Source organism: Ponticoccus sp. (in: a-proteobacteria), assembly GCF_048381735.1.
Window position 1 is genome coordinate 106,671 of record NZ_JBLXGL010000010.1, and the last position, 18,338, is coordinate 125,008.

Consider the following 18,338-nt stretch of genomic DNA (forward strand, 5'->3'; position numbering starts at 1 on the left):
TGCCGAGGCCTGCGGGGGTTACGGCCTCGACAGCCGCTTTCACAGCCGCGCGTCCGGGCCCCGTTGCGACCGGTCCCGAAGGGGGACGGGTGCGGGCCGCTCAGAAGGCTCTCGCCGCGCTTTTGCAGGATGTCCGGCGCGAGGTCGTCTGAAGGCACCGGTTGGCAGGCTTGTTTAACGTTTGCCCCGCGCAGAGAGCCAAGCGGATAGAGCCGGGGCGCGCTGATGCTTGCTGTCCTGACCGGACGGCGCCCGCGCCGCCTGACAGGACGTTCGGCGCGCCGGGCCGGTCACTGCCATTCGTAGACCTCGATCTTCTCGGCCACCAGCTGATAGCCGACCTCGGCGATCTGGGTCGACAGCGCCTTGGCCGACAGGCGCCCGGAAACCCAGACCGGATCCCAGAGGGACTCGTTGGGCCAGGGCGTCCGGGTGGTCACGAAGACAAGCTGGTTCGGCGGCGGGGGCGGCGTGTGGATGCAGGCGCCCACGTAGGGCACCAGCATGAAGCCGGTGACACCGGCAGCGGTCACGTCGAAGGGGATGATGTAGCCGGGCAGTTTCACCGGCTTGCCGTCCAGCGCGGTGTTCACCTTGCTGGCGTTCTCGTCGAACTGCGGCACCCAGGTGTCGTTTACCTCGTCGATCTGGCCGGGGCCGATGATCTCGCCGTAGGGCACGCCCTTGGGGATCAGGTCGTCCCAGCCGATTTGCCGGAACGGGCTGGCCATGGCACGCCCCGGCACAAGGGTCGCGGCGGTAAGCGCCATGAAGGCGCGGCGGGTCGGGTGGATCCGGGTCATATCCTCACCATCATGCCATCGGCGAGCGACAGGCGGTAGGCCCGGAGGGCGGGCAGAAGGCTTGCGATGGCCGCCGCGACGATCACGCCTGCGAGAACCGCCAGCTCTCGTGCGGTGGGCGGGCCGACGGGCAGCCAGAGACCGAAGGCGCTGTCCACCAGCGGCTGCGCGACGACCAGCGCGCCATAAAGCAGCGCCAGCCCCAAAACCGCCCCGATGGCGGCCATCATGGCCGCCTCCAGCACCAGCAGGCCGAGGATGGTCGCGGGCCGCGCCCCCATGGCGCGCCAGATCGCCATCTCGCGGCGCCTCTCGTTCAGCGACGAGAAGATCATCGCCATCATGCCCAGAAGCGCGGTCACGACCACCATGGCCGAAACCGCCGTCAGCGCGGTTTCCGCAACGCCGACGATCTGCCACAGCTCTTGCAGGGCGACGCCGGGCAGGATCGCCAGCAGCGGCTCTTCGGGGTATTCGTTGATGGCGCGTTGCAGGCCGAAGATCTGCAGGCGCGACTTCACGCCCACCAGTGCCGCCGTCACCGCCGAGGGCGTCAGGTCCATTTGCCGGATGCGCTCGACCGGGGTCGACTGGCCGGGGATCTGCGCGCCGGACCGCCAGTCGACGTGGATCGCCTCGATGGCTTCCAGACTGACGATGACGGTGCGGTCCACCGGGGTGCCGGTGCGGTCGATGATACCCGCGATGCGGAAGGGCTGGTCGGCGTGATCGCTGAAGCTGGCAAGGCCATGGGACAGGACGATGGGATCGCCCACCGCATAGCCAAGCGCCGCCGCGACCTCGGCGCCGATCACCGCGTCGTAAAGGTCGCCCAGACCCTGTCCCTGACCGACCTCCAGCGCCCGCCCGCCGCGATACCTGTAGTGCTCGAAGAAGGCCTGCGTGGTGCCCATGACCCGGAACTGCCGGTGGCTGTCGCCCAGAGAGATCGGCACGATCCAGTCGACCTCGGGGCGCGCGGCGATGTCCTGATAGCTTTCCCATGTCACGTTGTTCGTCGCATGGCCGATCCGGAAGACCGAATAGAGCAGCAGCTGAACCGATCCCGAGCGCGCGCCGACGATCAGGTCGGTGCCGGAAATCGTGTCGGCGAAACTGGCCCGCGCGCCGGTGCGCACCTTCTCGACGCCAAGGAACAGCGCCACCGAAAGCGCGATGGCCAGCACCGTCATGCCGACGGTCAGCGCCCGCGCCATCAGAGAGCCAAAGGCGAGACGCAGGATCATGCCGCCCGCCTTTCCGTCTGCGCGATTTCGGTCAGGCGCAGCACCCGGTCGAAGCGCGCCCCCAGCCGTTCGTCGTGGCTGACCATGAGCAGCGAAGAGCCGGTCGCGGCGATGCGGTCGAAGAGCAGGCCGAGAAAGCTGTCCTGCGTCGCCGCATCCAGCGCCGAGGTCGGCTCGTCCGCGACGATCAGCGGCGGCTGGCCGATCAGTGCGCGGGCCACGGCGACCCGCTGCTGCTGCCCGACCGACAGGCGTCCGGCGCTGGTGCCGGTGATCCCCTCGGGCAGGCCGAGCGCCGCACAGAGGCTGGCGGCCTCGTCCGGCGCCGCGCGCCTGCGCCGGGCCGGGGCAAAGCGCAGCGGCAGCAAGATATTGTCCGCCACGCTGGCATAGGGCAGCAGGTTGAACTGCTGAAAGATCACGCCGATCCCTTCGGCCCGGAACCGGTCCCGCGCCCCGGCGCGCAGGGCAGAGAGGTCGGTGCCGCCGACCGCCACCCGCCCGCTGTCCGCGGTGACGATGCCGCAGATCAGCGACAGCAGGGTCGACTTGCCCGACCCGCTTTCGCCCAGCAGCAGCAGGCTTTCGCCCTGCGCCATGCGGAACTCCGGAACCGACAGCCCGAAGGACCCCGGCCCCGGCCAGCGGAAGCGGACATCGCTCAGGGTCAGGGCCGGGTCCGTCACCGTCATTTTAACGTCAGGGTCGGCGCGTCGCGCCCGAGGTCGGCCTGCCCGGCACCGGCCTCGGTGACGTAGTGCGCCGCGATCTTCTGAGCACCCGCGAAGCTGTCGAAGAAGGGGAAGGCGATGGCGGTCAGCGCGTCTTCGTCCTCGCAGGCGAAGGCGTAGCTGACGTGGAATTCGCTGTGCTGCGCCTTGTCCCCGTGATCGTGGTCATGTTCCGCGTGGTCGTGGTCGTGGTCGTGGTCGTGGTCGTGGTCGTGGTCGTGGTCATGCGCCTCGGCGTGGTCATGATCGCCCGTATGCAGATGCGCCAAGACCTCGGTCAGGCGGCACCCGGCGGCCTCGGGCAGGGTCACGACGGTCTCGGGCACCAGCAGGGCGCGGAGGGCGGCCTCGACCGCATCCTTGTCCTCTGCCGAGCTGGCCGCGTATTCGAAGCCGACGATGTCCATGCCGGGCGACAGCAGATCGATCCCGACCGTGCCGTGTTCGATGGCGATTTCCACGGTCGAGACGCCGTGGACATGGGCGTCCATCCCGCGCGTGTCCTGCGCGGCGGCGGGCAGCGCGAGCGTTGCGGCGGTCAGGGCCAGAAGGGTCGGTTTCATGAGGCGTCCTTTCGGGGTTGATTGATGAAGAGTCGAAGGGGGCATTGCAACGCCCCTTGGGCGCGCGGCCCGGTTTTCCCGCTGGGGGAGGATCGGGGCGCGCCCATCACCGCCGCAGCCGGACAGGCGTGTCGTTCAGGGGCAGGGCGTTCGGGAGGCGCCGCGCCTGCCGGTCGCGGGACAGGGTTGTCCGCTCGGCCCGGTCCAGCCGTTCGAGGATGTCCTCGGGGCTTGCGCCTTCGGCACGGGCCCTGGTCCAGATGCGGCGGCAGGAGGCGGGCGACCAAGGCAGCGCGGCCTCGGCCAGCCAGCGCCGCAGGGGGGCGGGCAGGGCATCGAAGGCGCCCATCGGGTCGCCCGCGCGTGCCCGCCGGTGAAGGCCGGTCGCGCCCAGGTTGGAGCGGCGCGCCATCAGCGGGCCCCCGTCTCTGCGCGGGCCACAGGGGTCGCCCCGGCGATGCGGGCGCGTTGCGACGGGGTGTCGCGGCCAGCGAGGCGGGCGCCGGGTACAGCGGCATCGAGCATGGCGGGGCCTCCCGTGTTCCGACCGGGGCGGGTCAGGCGGCCGGGGCAGGGATGATGGGCCACCGCCATATCCGGCGTCAGTTTGTTATAACGTATCAAATACGTTATCTTGTAACGCCCGTGATGTTCAAGCCCGGATTTCGGTGGATCGCCCTGGCGGGCCGTGCGCGGGTCGCCTCTGCCCGCCCTCTCTGGGGGCGAGACCGGGCAACGGGCACCTGCGTGCCTGCCCGGCGGTGCGCGGATCACAGGCGCAGGGTGACGGAGGGTTTTGGGAAAGTGACGCCTCTGCGCTCGCCGCCGCCGATGACCCGCACCGGCAGTGTCCGTGCTGGCGGTGGCAAGACGAATGCGACAGCCGTGCCGAAGCCGCCACCCCGGGCGGGGGCGAGATGGCGGCAAGGATGCGCCCTCGTCAGGCGCTTGCTAATGCGCAGGCCTGACGAGGCATTAGATCAACGGCTTCACCCGCGCAGAGTTCGCCGGTCGATACATGGCCGCCGAGCGAAAGTGCGCGCGGCAAGACGTATCGAGCGGGTCAGTCGTAATCGCGCGGATGTCGATGGATCGTCATGTGATCCGCGACACCTTGAGTGGTTTCGCGAGGACACTGCCAATCCGATTGTCCAGGGGCCAGTCTTCTTGCGCTTCGAAGAACGCGGCGATCCTCGCCTGCATATCGTCCGAGGCAGGGCCTGCCTTCCCATGCGCCACGTGGATCGCCAGATGCTCGCCTGTCGCCAGCAGCCGATCGTTGTCGTCGTAGAGGCGATGGAAAAGATGAACACGTTTCTCATCGTATCCAAGCAGTTCCGTGGTGGTGTGAAGCTTGGTCCCGAGGTGGCATTCGGCAACGTGGCGCACATGGCTTTCCAGGGTGAAGAACGCGCCAAGGACGGCCTGTTCCGGATCGACGCCGATTTCCTTGTAAAGCGAGTCGGAGGAGTCCCCGAAGACCTCAAGATAGCGAAACTCGGTCATGTGTCCGTTGTAATCAATCCACTCGGGTTTCACTTCGCCCGACCACATTTTGCGCGGTTGTGTATTGGTCATGCCGATACCTTCTCTGTCAGCTCAGGAACGACTTCGAAAAGGTCTGCCACAAGGCCGAAGTCGGCGATCTGGAAGATCGGGGCCTCTTCGTCCTTGTTGATGGCGACGATGATCTTCGAGTCCTTCATCCCCGCGAGATGCTGGATCGCGCCGGAGATGCCCACGGCCACGTACAGGTCAGGCGCGACGACCTTGCCGGTCTGGCCGATCTGCCAATCGTTCGGGGCATAGCCCGAATCGACGGCGGCGCGCGAGGCACCAACGGCGGCGCCCAGTTTGTCGGCCAGTGTTTCGATCAGGGCGAAGTCGTCTTGCGACCCGACGCCACGACCGCCCGACACCACGATGCCGGCCGCGGTCAGCTCGGGGCGATCGCTTGCCGCCAGCTTGTCCTCGACCCAGGCCGTCAAGCCCGTGGCACCGGGGGCCGCGACGGTTTCCACCGTGGCCGTCCCGCCGTCACCGGCGGCCTCGAAGGTCGAGGTGCGCACGGTGAGCACCTTCTTCGCATCCGAGGATTTCACGGTCTGGACGGCGTTGCCGGCATAGACCGGGCGCTCGAATGTATCCGCATCCACCACGCCCGTGACGTCCGGCAGGATCATCACGTCGAGCAGCGCCGCCACGCGCGGCAGGATGTTCTTTGCATCGGTCGTGGCGGGCGCCACGATGTGCGAATAATCACCCGCCAGAGAGACGATGAGGTCGGCGGTGGGCTCGGCAAGGCGGTGGCCCAGCACCGCATCCTCGGCGATCAGAACCTTGGCGACACCGTCGATCACGGCGGCCGCGTTCCCGGCGGCAGAGGCCGAGGCCCCGGCGCAAAGCACCGTCACGTCACCCAGCGCCTTCGCGGCGGTCACGGCCTTCGCGGTGGCGTCCAGCGCCAGTTCGCCCGCGTTGACTTCGGCGAGAAGAAGAACTGCCATCAGATCGCTCCCACTTCCTTGAGTTTCGCAACAAGTTCAGCGACATCGGCAACCTTGACGCCAGCCGTACGTGCGACCGGTTCGGTTGTTTTCACGATCCTGAGGCGCGGCGAGACATCGACGCCGTAGTCGGCGGCTGTCTTTTCATCGAGGGGCTTTTTCTTCGCCTTCATGATGTTCGGCAACGAGGCGTAGCGCGGCTCGTTCAGGCGCAGGTCGGCGGTCACGATGGCGGGCAGCCTGACCTCGATGGTCTGCAGGCCGCCGTCGACCTCACGGGTCACCGTGGCGGCGCCCTCCTCGATCGCGATCTCGCTGGCGAAGGTCGCCTGACCCCAGCCCAGAAGCGCGGCCAGCATCTGGCCGGTGGCGTTCATATCGTTGTCGATCGCTTGCTTGCCGGCGATCACCAGGCCCGGGGCCTCTTCCTCGACAATGGCTTTCAGCAGCTTTGCAACGGCGAGCGGCTCGATGTCGGTATGCACGTCATCGGCAGCCACCACGAGGATCGCCCGGTCGGCCCCCATCGCCAGCGCGGTGCGGAGCGTTTCCTGGGCTTGTTTGACGCCGATCGATACGACGATAACCTCTTCCGCCTTGCCCGTTTCCTTCAGACGGATCGCCTCTTCCACCGCGATCTCGTCGAACGGGTTCATCGACATTTTCACATTCGCAAGATCAACGCCGCTGCCGTCCGCGTTAACGCGGGCTTTCACGTTGTAGTCGATCACGCGCTTGACAGGCACGAGTACCTTCAAGGCTTGCACTCCCTTGCTATGATGAATGAAACGGTCGAGCGGGGGCGCCCGCTCAGGCCCAGCCAGCAGCAGCCAGATCTGCTTTCAGATCACGCTTTTCCACTTGGCATTCGGTGTTCTCGGCAGCCACGAGGCGGTTGATTGCACCGCTCTGGATTTCTTCGGAGACATGCGCGATCAGGCCCGGCATCGTCGACATCAGTGCAAGGCCTTCCATCTCGGCGGGGGTAAAGCCCATCTGGGCCATGATGCCGGCCAGCATGCCGACGTCGTTCATCACGAAATCGGGTTTGTTCGCGGCCTTCTGGAAGGCCCGGTGAACGGCCTCGTACCATTCGTTCTTCTCGCCCCAGATGCCGGCCTCGATCGCGATGGTCTTGAGCTTTTCGGCGCGCGGATCGACGCCCCGGAACACCGGATGCCCAAAGCCGGGCACCCGCTTCTTTGCGGCCCGCAGCGCATCGACATATTGCGCAGCGAAAGTCTCGATGCTTTCGCCCGAAGCCTTGAAGGCGGCGTAGCTTTCCTCGATGAAGCGCCCGGTCGGCTCGGGAGACACGGCGAATTCACCGGCACCAAGCATCGCGGCGCTCAGCCCCGCCGACATGCGCGGGTTGACCGAGACAATGCTGCGCGCGGCCAGCGTGCCCGACTTCTGCAGCCCGTAGTCAAGGATCGAGCAGCACAGAACATCCATCATCCGCGCTTGTCCGGGCGTGGGCAGATCGCCGCGCACCAGAAGATAGGCGATGGCGGTGAATGGCACCGTGCCGACAAGTTCCTGCATGGGGTAGCCCCGGATGATGATATCGTCCGAGGTTACGCCGCTGACCGAGGTGACCCAGAAGGAAGGCGAGCTTTTCATGAGTGGAGATCCTTTTTCACTTCGAACCTGCCAGGGACGTTCCTTGACCGAGTCCGGCATATTTATACGCATAAGTATGCTAGACGTACCCGTGGGTCAATCTTTAATTCTGACCTCTTGGCCGAGGTCGTCGCTAACCCTTGTCTCCGTCAGGCCAGAGCCCGGCTTTCAGAAGCGCGGATCTAACCTCCAGCGCCCCCTGTCCGGCAGTGTCCGGCCGGATCTGCCGTCTGGCCCGTGCCGAGGCATTGGCGCCATGTGCACGCGCAAGCCTCAGTTCCACGTCCTCGTTCAACGGTTTGAGACGCCGCCCCGGGATGGGTCGCGCAGGGCGCAGGTCCAGAGCCGCCGGTGCGGTCGTGTCCGCGTCGACGATCCGCCCCGCCAGTGCCGCCCGGTGGCTGTAGCCGCGCGGCTCCGGCCCGGCTTGGCCAATGGTGGCCACGAAGGGCCCCGACACCCGCAAAACCTTACGTTTCCCCCAGGGTTGAGCCACGTGCAGGCACATGGCCTCGCCGTCGGGCAGGATCGCGGTCACATCCGCCACGACAGGCAGGCCCAGAAGCCGCGCCAGCTGGTAGGGCACCAACCCCATGCCAAGCGGCGCCGCGGCCTGCATGCCCATGAGAATTGCGTCGGGCACGGCGCCCGCGAAGACCCGCGCCAGAGCCGCCGCCGGATCGCCTCCCCGTGGGGCCGTCGAAGGCTGAGGCACGCGCTCGATCCGCTTCAGACCCATCCCGAAATAGGGGCGCAATGCGTCATCGGGCGGGCCGCAGGAGACGTGAAGTGCCCGGGGCTCTTCGGACAGCGACAGCGCCAGCTCGACCGCCCGCGCCTCCATCGGTGCCATCGCAAATCGCCCGCTGCCAACCTCCAGACCGGTTCCGAGGCACACCGCGACGGAACGTCCGGTACTACGCGACATTGCTGCCTCCCCTGTCTTCAGCGAGCATGTCCACAAGCGCCCGCATCACCGCCTGCGCATCGCCCTCGATGGCCAGATCGGCGCGCCTCATCATGGCGCAGTTCGGGTCCGTGTTGACCGCGATCACCTGATCGCATCTCGCAATTCCCTCCAGATGCTGGGGCGCACCCGAGATCCCGAGGGCGAGGTAGCACTTGGCCTGAACGATCGCGCCGCTTGACCCCACCTGCGTTTCGCGCGGCGCATGCCCGGCGTCGACGGCAACCCGGCTGGCCCCGGGCACCGCCCCAAGCGCCGCAACCGTGTCGCGAAACAAGGCCCAATCGTTGATCCCCGCACCGCCGCTGACAATGAATTCGGCCTCGTCGAGCCGAAGGGCGGTCGTGCCGCCCGCGAGCTGGCCAAGGTCGTCGATCTGCACAGGGTCGCGTTGCCCCTGGGGGGCAAAGACAGATCTGCAGCGCGCTTCCCGGCACGGGCCCACCCAAGGCTCACTGCTGCCGTCTTGAAGCTCGATCAGGCGCGTCGCCGCCTGCTCCAGCACCTGCCCGGGTCGGGCCGTCTGGGATTGGGTGGTAATCGTCGCGATATCGAGATGCCGGACCGCCAGCGCCACGGGCGCCCCGAGCCCCGCCGCAACAGTCAAGGTCAGCGCCCGTGCGGCACCGGCCCGGTGGTCGATCAGCACATGTGCGGGCGCAAGCGCGTCGATCTGGGCCAGCGCAAGCTCGGCGCTGCGCGCCAGCAGCGGGTCGGCACCCGGCATCTGCGCTTCGAGCACCAGATCAGCCCCCCGGGCCTGAAATGCGGCGGGATCGACAGGGCCTTGTCCGAAGACCAAAACCGCAACCGCCTGCTCCGGCGCGTGGTACATCTGAAGGCGTTTGGCAGCCCCGAGCACGGAACTCTCGGCATAGTTCGGGGCCGCGCCTTCGGGCGACAAAACGACCAGCGCGAAAACCGGCGCATCCACCCCAAGCGCCGGACCCGAGGCGGCCTGGTCTTGCGGCCTTTCGGCTCGATGGCGGTGGGCCAGACCATTGTTCAGCCGGTCGATGCGCTTGCGCGGCTGGTGCTGTATCTCATTCATGTCACACCTCGCAGGCGTCGAGCAGAAGCTCGACCAGATCGGCCACCCGGTCGGCCCCGCCGGCGGCGCCCGACAGCATCGACATGCAATTCGGGCAGCCCACCACCACGGTATCCGCACCCGTCTGGTTGGCGTCTTCAAACCGCATGTCGGCGACCCGGCGTTCGCCCGGAATATCCGACACCGGTGCACCGCCGCCACCTCCGCAACAGCGGGTGTTCCGACCGTGGCGCTCCATTTCCAGGACGTCGGCCCCCAGGGCGCGCAACAATTGGCGCGGCGCCTCGGTCTCGGAATTGTAGCGCGCAAGATAACAGGGGTCATGATAGGTGACGCGCCGCGCGGCCCCGGGGTTCAGGCGCAGGGCGCCGGTTTCCACCAGCTCGAGCAAGTAGGCACTGTGGTGAAGAACCTCGTAATCGCCCCCGAGCGCCGGATACTCGTTGCGCAGACAGTGCATCACATGCGGGTCCGGCGTGACGATCCGGTTGAACGTGTAGCCTCTCAGGGTCTCGATATTGCCACGGGCGAGGCGCTGGAACGTCACCTCGTCGCCAAGGCGGCGCGCCAGATCGCCGGTGTCCGTTTCCTCGGCGCCCAGCACCGCGAAATCGACCTTGGCTGCCCGCAACAGCGTGACGAGCCCCGTGAGTGTCGCGCGCGCGCGGTCGTCGTGGATGAGATCCCCGCACCAAAGCAAGACGTCGGTCGCCTGAACCTCCGACATCTTCGGCACGCCGAGGCCATTGGCCCACCAGTCGCGCAAGGGAGGCTGCGCCCCCGTCGGGCTGTCGAAATCGCGCAGGTTCTGCAGCACGGTCTGAGCGCCTTTCGGCACATCGCCCGTTTCGACGGCCTCGAAGCGGCGGAGGTCGATGATCGTGTCCACATGTTCGATGAACATCGGGCAGGCCTCGACGCAGGCCCGGCAGGTCGTGCAGGACCACAGTGTTTCGGGCGCGATCAGCCCGCCGATCACCGGCTCTTCGGTCTGGGGCAGACCCTGCACCGGATCCCGACCGGGATGGCCCGCTCCGGCGTAGCCACGTCCCGGCGCTTCGCCCGCATTGGCGCGGGCCAGATCTTGGACCAGAGCCTTGGGGTTCAGGGGCTGGCCGGCGGCAAAGGCCGGGCAGACCTCCTGGCAGCGGCCGCATTCCACGCAGGCATCAAACGACAACAGCCGCGTCCAGGGCATCTGGGCCAGCGTTCCGGTTCCGAACAAAGGTGCATCGGGCGCCGGGGTGGCCAGCGCGGTCGCGCCAGCGCCAGCGCTATCGCCAAAACGGGCGGGACGCGGATGGAACCCAAGGTTTGCAAGCCCGGCGAAGGCATGCTTGAACGGCCCCGAAAGTCCGGGAAGGCTGAACAGCCCCGCCAGGCCGACCACGAGCAGAAGCGTGACAAGCTGATGCGCCACCGGCCACGAGGCCGGGCTTGGCTGGACCTGCGACGGAAGCACGGGCAGGAAACTCGCGGCAAGCAGGCCCAGAGCCACGAGCCCCAGCCACAGCGGGAACCCTGTCCAGGGGCCGCGCGACAGCGCTGGCATCCGGCCCGGGCGGCGGCGCATGAGGTCGAGCCCCACGCCCACAAGCACCAAGACGGCCAGAACGCGCAGCGCCCATCGGAGTATCTGCGCATCGCTCTGCAGCAGGACGGTCACGATCAGGACAAACATCAGCCCGACCAGCCCTCCAGCCGCCGAAACATGCATCCGCGCCGCGCCCGCGCGCCTCTGGACCTTGTCGTGTACGTCGACGAAGTAACGGCGCGGGACACGCAACAGCCCCCGCCAGGCCACCGGGGTCGCGGCGCCTTTGCGCCACAGCCGCACGCGCCGCAATGTCAGCAGCAGAGACAAGGCTGCGAACAAGAGACCTGCCAGTGTCAGAACCGAAAGCACGGCTCACTCCTTCCCTGATAGCGGCATGGCGCACACCGGGTCCGCCTTGCCCTGATCAATGCCGATTATCCCCGAAGACGAATCCAAGTCGTCTTCGTCTCCTGGAAAAAGCTCAGCGCCTGTAGCGACTTGTCGCGCCCGATGCCGGATTGCTTGTAGCCCCCGAAGGGCACGGTGATGTCGCTTTCGTCGTAGTTGTTCACCCAGACGGTGCCTGCCTTGATGCGTTTCGACATCGTCAGTGCGGTGTCGATGTTCGAGGTCCATAGGCCCGCACCCAGCCCGTAGATCGAGTTGTTCGCGATCTGCACGGCCTCGTCGGGCGTGGCGAAATCCATCACCGAGAGGACCGGACCGAAGATCTCCTCCCGCCCGATGGTCATGTCCTGCGACACGCCGTCGAACACAGTGGGTTCCAGGAAGAAGCCGCCGCTTTCCGCGCGCACCTGTTCTCCGCCGCACAGCAGGTTTGCCCCCTCGTCATGTGCCGAGGCGATCAGGCTTTGCACCTTGGCCATGTGCGGCTGGCTGATCAGCGCGCCAAGCGTGGTGTCCGGGTCAAGCGGATCGCCTGCGACGAATTCTGCCGCCTGCGTGATCAGCTTCTCCAGGAAGGCGTCTTTGATACTATCCTGCACCAGAAGGCGCGACCCCGCACAGCAGACCTCACCTTGATTGAAGAAGATGCCGAAGGCCGCCGCCAAGGCCGCCTCATCCAGATCGCGGCAGTCGGCCATCACGATGTTCGGGCTCTTGCCGCCACATTCCAGCGACACCCGCTTTAAATTGGATTGGGATGAATAGGCCATGAACTGCTTCCCGATCGCCGTCGACCCGGTGAAGGTGATCGCGTCCACATCCATATGCAGCCCAAGCGCCCGGCCCGTCACCGGCCCGGTTCCCGTGACCACGTTGAACACGCCGTCGGGGATGCCTGCCTCCTGCGCCAGTTCGGCCAGGCGAATGGCCGTTAGCGGCGTAAGCTCTGCAGGTTTGAGCAGGACCGAGTTGCCGGCGGCAAGCGCCGGCGCGACTTTCCAGCACGCCATGAGCAAAGGGAAGTTCCACGGCACGACTGCCGCGACCACGCCAATCGGCTCGCGGGTGATGAAGGCCATGACATCATTCGCGGTGGGCGCGACATCATCGTAGATCTTGTCGACAGCCTCGCCGTACCAGGCGATCGCGGACACGGCAGAAGGAATATCGACCGCCAGGGCATCGGAGATCGGCTTGCCGGTATTGAGGCTTTCAAGCAGGGCCAGTTCTTCGGCATGGTCCTCTAGCAAAGCCGCCAGCCGAAGAAGAACGGCCTTGCGCTCGGCCGGCGCGCTTTGCGACCAGACACCGCTGTCGAACGCAGCCCGCGCCGCCGATACAGCGGAGTTCACGTCCTGCTCTCCGAGAATTGGGACCGCGCCCAATGGCTTACCCGTCGCCGGGTTGAAGATCTCGTAGATATCTTCGGATTGCAGCGTTGCCCGTCGGCCTGCCACGAAGGCCACGGTCGGAATGCGCTGCGCCGCCACGCGATCATGCCAGTGCGTTTTCTGCTGCTTCATAGGCCTCCCCCTGTTTCGAGCTGCGCAACCTGCCGGTCATCGGCTCAACATGCCGATTTATACATGATGGTCAATTAAAAAACTATCAAGTATCTACTTTCCGGAGCGCATGACGGCGGTGTTGCAGAACGCAGGGCGCCTGAGGATTCATGGTTTAATTCCATGAGGTTGGGCGGGCGCCATGGGCCGCCATGCCGTCTTCGCGGATGCGGCGTTCCATTCCAGTGCAACCGCCCGATTGAAGCCGCTTGCCAAGGTGGCATCTTGGCCCGCATCGGCAACCACAAGATCCCCCACCTCGCCGAGCTATTGCCGTGGAGCGGGGCGGCGTTGGATCCGAAGGCAAAGCCCGTCGCCCGGTCTGCGGTCTTTTCGGCCCGGTTGCTGCCGAGGCATTCGGATTGGCGCCTCGACCCGAGCAGAATGCGCCGGGTCGATACGGCGCATGCCTGTTGTCGCCAGTGATCCGCAGCGGGTGAGCCTTGGTCCGGGAGCGGCGCCGAGGTCCGACTTCTTCGGGACCCTGTCGCGGAACACCCGCCTCAGGTGAGTGTTTCCATCACGCGTTTGAGATCGATCTCCAGGTTCTCGATGTCTGCAGGGCGGGGCGATTGCCCAGCCTGGATCAGCCGTTTCCCGATCATGTAGCTGCGCGGTTCATTGATTGCGTCGACGGACAGCAGTGTATTGCCCTTGAAATACCAATGTGAACGGCCCTTGCCGCCCGGTGCGGTACGGACCACGACGCGGTCATGTCCAATGTTGAGCCCGGCGATCTGTAGTTTGGTGTCGTACTGATCGGACCAGAACCATGTTTCGGGAACATAGGGCTTGGCCGCGCCGAGGAGGTTGGCCGCCACCGCAGCGCCGTGATCGATCGCGTTCTGAACGCTTTCGATCCTCAGGCGACGGTCGCCAAGGGGCAGATTGGCGCAATCACCAACCGCCCATATGGCGGGGTCGTCGGTCTGCCCATGCGCGTTGACCAGAATGCCGCCGTTACAGGCGATCCCGGACTTCCGTGCCAACATATCGTTGGGCTCGACACCGATCCCCGCAACGACGAAATCGACCGGAATGCTCTCGTCGTTGGACAGGGTGGCCGTGAACCCCCGAGGTGTTTCGGCGAGGGCCTGCAAGTCCGTGCCTTCGAGAATGCGGACTCCGTTGGCGTTGTGCAGCTCACGGAAATAGTCTGAGGTTTCGCGGGCCGCGACCCGCTGCAGAATACGATCGGACGCTTCGACCAGTGTGACATACACCTTGGCCTTTGCGGCAACGGCAGCCAGTTCGAGACCGATGTAGCCCCCGCCAACGATCAGCGCCCTGCGGCCCGGACGAATCTGGGGGCGTAGCCGGTCGACATCGCTCAGGGCGCGCAGGACGTGAACCTTTTCGCCCAAGAGCCGCTGCGGCAGACGCCGGGGCCGCGCACCGGTCGCGAGGACCAGCGCATCATATGAGAGCGTTTCGGGGCCGAGGCGGATTGTCCTGGCCGCGCGGTCGATCGTTTCGACACGCTGCCCAAGCCGCATTTCAATGTTCTCGTCTGCATAGAATTGAGCAGGACGGAAAAACAAGCGCTCACGCTCCATCGTCCCTGTCAGATACGCCTTGGACAGCGGGGGGCGTTGATAAGGGAGAGCGTCCTCCTCTCCTATCATGATGATTCTTTTGTTAAATCCCAGTTCTCGAAGCTTCGCCGCAACGGAATAGCCTGCCTGCCCGGCGCCGATAATGACAATCTGCTCAAACATTGACTTGGTTTCTTGCGTGCCCATGCAATTCAGGTTGATGCCTTGGAGTGTCGCGCCTCCAGAAGCCGTGTCAGCCACTCCGGGTCCATTTCGGGAACCGATGAGAGAAGCAGCTCGGTGTAGGGGTCGTGCGGCGGAGTGAACATGTCCTCGGTCCGGCCCTGTTCGACGACCTTGCCCGATTGCATGACAACCACGTCGTCGGCGATCGCGCGCACGGTCGCGAGATCATGGGTGATGAACATGTAGGCGAGGTTGAATTCGGTTTTGAGTTGGTCCAGCAGGCGCAGTACGCCTTCGGCGACCACCTGGTCCAGCGCCGAGGTGACCTCGTCGCAGATGATGAAGCTGGGTTCGGCCGCGAGCGCGCGGGCAATGCCGACACGTTGCTTCTGGCCTCCGGAAAGCTCCGAGGGGCGCCGGTCTATGTATTGGTTCGGGTCAAGCTCGATGACGTCGAGAAGGCTGCGGACCCGTTCTTCCAGCGCCTTGCCGCTCAGGCCCAGGTAAAGCTGCGCGGGTCGCCCTATCAGTTCGCGCAGGCTGAGCTTCGGGTTCAGCGCGGTATCCGCCATCTGGTAGATCATCTGGGTCTGGCGTAGCGCGCCGCGAGAGCGTTTCTTGTAGCTGTGCGCCAGTTCCTCGCCGCGGAACAGGATCCGGCCCGAACGCACCGGCAGCAGGCCGGTGATCACGCGGGCGGTGGTCGACTTGCCGCTGCCGCTTTCGCCCACGATGGCGACGGTCTGGCCTTCGTGAATGTCGAAACTCACGTCCTCCAGCACGTCGACCGCGCCATACCCGGCGCGCACCGATTGCACCGACAGCACGGGCTGTGCCTTGGGATCCGGCTCGGGGGTCTTTGCGCGGGCAAAGCTGCGCACCGCCCAGAGCGACTTGGTGTATTCGGCCTTCGGATCGGACATCATGGTCCGCGTATCGGCTTCCTCGACCTCTTCGCCGTTCTTCAGAACCTTGATCCGGTCGGCCATCTGCGCGACCACGGCAAGGTCGTGGGTCACGTAGATGGCGGCGGTGTTGTAGGTTTTTACGATGTCGCGGATTGCGGCCAGCACCTCGATCTGGGTTGTTACATCCAGGGCCGTCGTCGGTTCGTCGAAGATGATGAGATCGGGTCGACAGGCCATTGCCATAGCAGTCATTGCACGCTGCAGTTGGCCGCCGGACACCTGATGCGGATAGCGAAACCCAATGTCTTCGGGGTTCGGCAGGCGCATCTGGCGATAAAGCTCGATGGCATCGGCCTCGGCGACCTTGCGATCGAGCACGCCGTGCTGCACGGGGGTTTCGACATATTGATCGATCAGGCGATGCGCCGGGTTGAAACTGGCGGCCGCCGATTGCGCCACATAGGCAATCCGGCTGCCGCGCAGGCGGCGCAGCCTGCGCTCGCTGGCGCCCCGCAGCTCTTGTCCAACAAAGGTGACAGAGCCGCCGGAAATCCGGCACCCGTCCCGAGTGTAGCCCATAGCGGCCAGTCCGAGAGTGGATTTTCCGGCCCCGCTTTCGCCGATCAGACCAAGGACCTCGCCGCGATGCAGCGTCAGGTCAATGCCTTTGATGATCGGGTTCCAGATGCCTTTGGCACGGCCCTCGATCCGGATGTCCTTCATTTCGAGCAGGATGTCGTTTTCGGCTTCGGTATCGGTCATGACTTTAATCCTTCAGGCCGCTGGAACGGTGCAGCATCCAATCCACGACGAAGTTCACGGCGACTGTGAGCAGAGCAATCGCACCTGCAGGCAGCAGCGGCGTCACGTCGCCGAAGGCGATGAGCGATGCGAATTCCCGTACCATCGACCCCCAGTCGGCGGTCGGAGGCTGAACGCCGAGGCCCAGGAATGACAGCGCCGAGATCGTGAGAAACACGAAGCAGAAGCGCAGTCCAAATTCAGCCACCAGCGGAGCGGTGATGTTGGGCAGTATCTCGCGAAAGATCAGCCTGCCCATGCCCTCGCCGCGCAGCTTCGCGGCCTCGATATAATCCATGACGACGACATTCATCGCGACGGAGCGGGTGAGGCGATAGACCCGGGTGGAATCCACGACGGCAATGATGAGGATCAGCATGGGGACCGAGGTCCCGAAGATGCTCAGGAGCACCAGGGAGAGGATCAGCGCCGGGATCGCCATCACGATATCGACGACCAGCGACAGCAGCCTGTCGAGCGTATATCCGGCTGTGGCCGAGATCAGCCCCAGGATCGTTCCGATCAGGAACGCCAGAAGCGTGGTTGCAAGTGCCAGCCCGACAGTGTTGCGCGCGCCGTAGACAAGGCGGCTGAGGGTGTCGCGGCCCAGACTGTCGGTGCCCAGCAGGTGCTCGGCGTTCCAGGGCAGGAACTGGGGGCCGACGACGGATGTCTCGCCATAGGGCGCGAGCAGCGGGGCGGCCAGCGCCACCACGAAATAGACCATGATCACCATGATCCCGAATGCGGCGGTCAGCGGGATGTCTTTCACGATCCGTGAGAACTCGCCTCGGGTGACGCGGGCAACGATTTCCCGACCGCCCCATGAGAGCGCGAAGGCGACGGAGATGATGGCCGTTACTATGAGAAGGTTCATTAGAAGTTGCACGAAACCGCTCCTTCAAAGGCGATGCCGCAGGCGCGGATTGGAGAGGGTGGACAGCACATCCGCACAGAGGTTCAGCAGGATGTATGCGGCGGCAAACAGCAACGCGATGGCCTGAACGACGGGGAAGTCACGCTTGGAGACGCTGTCGACCATCAGCTGGCCGAGGCCCGGGTAGACGAAGACCGCCTCGACAACCACGACGCCGGTGATCAGGTAGGCGAGGTTCAGCGCGACAACCGTGATGATCGGCGCCAGCGCATTGGGCAGGGCGTGCTTTACGATGATGCGGGTCGGCGACAGGCCTTTGAGGCGCGCCATCTCGATATAGGGAGAGGCCAGAAGGTTGATGATCGCCGCGCGCGTCATCCGCATCATGTGCGCGGTGATGACAAGGGTGAGCGCGATGGCGGGCAGGAAGGTGCGGTAAAGCTTTTCGCCGAGTTCCATCGAGGGTTCGACACGTGCCATCGATGGGAAGTAACCGGTCTGCGCGAGCAGGTAGATCAGCGCGTAGGCAATGAAGAATTCGGGAAACGAGATCGCGGTCAGGGCGGCCGAGTTCGCCGCCCGATCGAACACCGAATTGCGATAGAGCGCCGAAGTGACCCCCAGAAGCAGAGCCAGCGGAACCGCGATGAAGGCGGCGTAGAGCGCCAGGAAAAGGGTGTTGGGCAGACGCAGGGCGATCAGGTCGGTGATCGGTCGGCCGTTTGCCATGGAGACGCCGAAATCGCCCTGAAGTGCGCCCGTAAGCCAGCGCCAATAGCGCAGGATTGCCGGCTGATCCAGGCCCAGTTCGGCGCGCAGGGCGGTCAGGGCCTCTTCGGTTGCATATTGCCCCAACATGCTTTGCGCGAGGTCGCCCGGAAGCAGCTCGGTTGCGCCAAACACACAGACCGAGATCACAAACAGTGCGACAACTCCAAACAGGAGGCGTTGTCCAATCATCGTGTATATCGTTGGCATTTTCGTGCTCGCATTCTTTTGCCCCCAGCCGTGTGGCACGCCTATGGGGTATGG

At 65.4% G+C, this 18,338-nt stretch carries 17 protein-coding genes; all 17 read right to left on the reverse strand.

Annotation, left to right across the window (positions count from 1 at the left end; translation table 11 throughout):
- Positions 1 to 290: 290 nt before the first annotated feature.
- The gene (locus ACN5KJ_RS16145) at positions 291 to 803 is read right to left on the reverse strand and encodes a DUF3299 domain-containing protein (RefSeq protein WP_418595010.1); all 513 of its coding nucleotides are present in this window, start codon (positions 801 to 803) and stop codon (positions 291 to 293) included.
- Positions 800 to 2,050 carry an ABC transporter permease gene (locus ACN5KJ_RS16150; protein ID WP_418595011.1) on the reverse strand — a complete coding sequence of 417 codons (1,251 nt, stop codon included), beginning with the start codon at positions 2,048 to 2,050 and terminating at the stop codon, positions 800 to 802. Before ACN5KJ_RS16150 ends, ACN5KJ_RS16145 begins: the two co-directional genes overlap by 4 nt.
- Positions 2,047 to 2,742, reverse strand: coding sequence for an ABC transporter ATP-binding protein (locus tag ACN5KJ_RS16155; protein ID WP_418595012.1), 696 nt, complete (start codon positions 2,740 to 2,742; stop codon positions 2,047 to 2,049). The genes ACN5KJ_RS16150 and ACN5KJ_RS16155 overlap by 4 nt, the downstream gene beginning before the upstream one ends.
- Positions 2,739 to 3,344 (reverse strand): zinc uptake protein ZrgA, encoded by a 606-nt coding sequence (gene zrgA / locus ACN5KJ_RS16160; protein ID WP_418595013.1) that lies wholly within the window; start codon positions 3,342 to 3,344, stop codon positions 2,739 to 2,741. Before zrgA ends, ACN5KJ_RS16155 begins: the two co-directional genes overlap by 4 nt.
- 106 nt (positions 3,345 to 3,450) lie before the next feature.
- Positions 3,451 to 3,756 carry a DUF6525 family protein gene (locus ACN5KJ_RS16165; RefSeq protein ID WP_418595014.1) on the reverse strand — a complete coding sequence of 102 codons (306 nt, stop codon included), beginning with the start codon at positions 3,754 to 3,756 and terminating at the stop codon, positions 3,451 to 3,453.
- 683 nt (positions 3,757 to 4,439) lie between these two features.
- On the reverse strand, positions 4,440 to 4,922 hold the full coding sequence (locus tag ACN5KJ_RS16170) for a thioesterase family protein (protein WP_418595015.1): 483 nt from the start codon (positions 4,920 to 4,922) through the stop codon (positions 4,440 to 4,442).
- Positions 4,919 to 5,851: an electron transfer flavoprotein subunit alpha/FixB family protein gene (locus tag ACN5KJ_RS16175; RefSeq protein ID WP_418595016.1), complete on the reverse strand. Its 933-nt coding sequence runs from the start codon at positions 5,849 to 5,851 to the stop codon at positions 4,919 to 4,921. The genes ACN5KJ_RS16170 and ACN5KJ_RS16175 overlap by 4 nt, the downstream gene beginning before the upstream one ends.
- On the reverse strand, positions 5,851 to 6,609 hold the full coding sequence (locus ACN5KJ_RS16180; protein ID WP_418595017.1) for an electron transfer flavoprotein subunit beta/FixA family protein: 759 nt from the start codon (positions 6,607 to 6,609) through the stop codon (positions 5,851 to 5,853). Before ACN5KJ_RS16180 ends, ACN5KJ_RS16175 begins: the two co-directional genes overlap by 1 nt.
- A gap of 52 nt (positions 6,610 to 6,661) precedes the next feature.
- Positions 6,662 to 7,534, reverse strand: coding sequence for a citryl-CoA lyase (locus ACN5KJ_RS16185; RefSeq protein WP_418595018.1), 873 nt, complete (start codon positions 7,532 to 7,534; stop codon positions 6,662 to 6,664).
- Positions 7,535 to 7,607: 73 nt separating this feature from the next.
- Positions 7,608 to 8,327 carry a hypothetical protein gene (locus ACN5KJ_RS16190; protein WP_418595019.1) on the reverse strand — a complete coding sequence of 240 codons (720 nt, stop codon included), beginning with the start codon at positions 8,325 to 8,327 and terminating at the stop codon, positions 7,608 to 7,610.
- 64 nt (positions 8,328 to 8,391) lie between these two features.
- The gene (locus tag ACN5KJ_RS16195; RefSeq protein WP_418595020.1) at positions 8,392 to 9,492 is read right to left on the reverse strand and encodes an electron transfer flavoprotein subunit alpha/FixB family protein; all 1,101 of its coding nucleotides are present in this window, start codon (positions 9,490 to 9,492) and stop codon (positions 8,392 to 8,394) included.
- Between the two features lies 1 nt (position 9,493).
- Complete coding sequence (locus ACN5KJ_RS16200) at positions 9,494 to 11,398, reverse strand: DUF3483 domain-containing protein (protein ID WP_418595021.1); 1,905 nt, start codon at positions 11,396 to 11,398, stop codon at positions 9,494 to 9,496.
- Between the two features lie 65 nt (positions 11,399 to 11,463).
- A complete protein-coding gene (locus tag ACN5KJ_RS16205; protein WP_418595022.1) occupies positions 11,464 to 12,960 on the reverse strand; it encodes an aldehyde dehydrogenase in 1,497 nt (498 codons plus the stop codon).
- 542 nt (positions 12,961 to 13,502) lie between these two features.
- Positions 13,503 to 14,717 carry an NAD(P)/FAD-dependent oxidoreductase gene (locus ACN5KJ_RS16210; protein WP_418595023.1) on the reverse strand — a complete coding sequence of 405 codons (1,215 nt, stop codon included), beginning with the start codon at positions 14,715 to 14,717 and terminating at the stop codon, positions 13,503 to 13,505.
- A 29-nt stretch (positions 14,718 to 14,746) separates the two neighbouring features.
- The gene (locus tag ACN5KJ_RS16215) at positions 14,747 to 16,390 is read right to left on the reverse strand and encodes an ABC transporter ATP-binding protein (protein WP_418595024.1); all 1,644 of its coding nucleotides are present in this window, start codon (positions 16,388 to 16,390) and stop codon (positions 14,747 to 14,749) included.
- 4 nt (positions 16,391 to 16,394) lie between these two features.
- On the reverse strand, positions 16,395 to 17,306 hold the full coding sequence (locus ACN5KJ_RS16220) for an ABC transporter permease (protein WP_418595025.1): 912 nt from the start codon (positions 17,304 to 17,306) through the stop codon (positions 16,395 to 16,397).
- 24 nt (positions 17,307 to 17,330) lie between these two features.
- Complete coding sequence (locus tag ACN5KJ_RS16225) at positions 17,331 to 18,284, reverse strand: ABC transporter permease (protein WP_418595066.1); 954 nt, start codon at positions 18,282 to 18,284, stop codon at positions 17,331 to 17,333.
- Between the last annotated feature and the right edge of the window lie 54 nt (positions 18,285 to 18,338).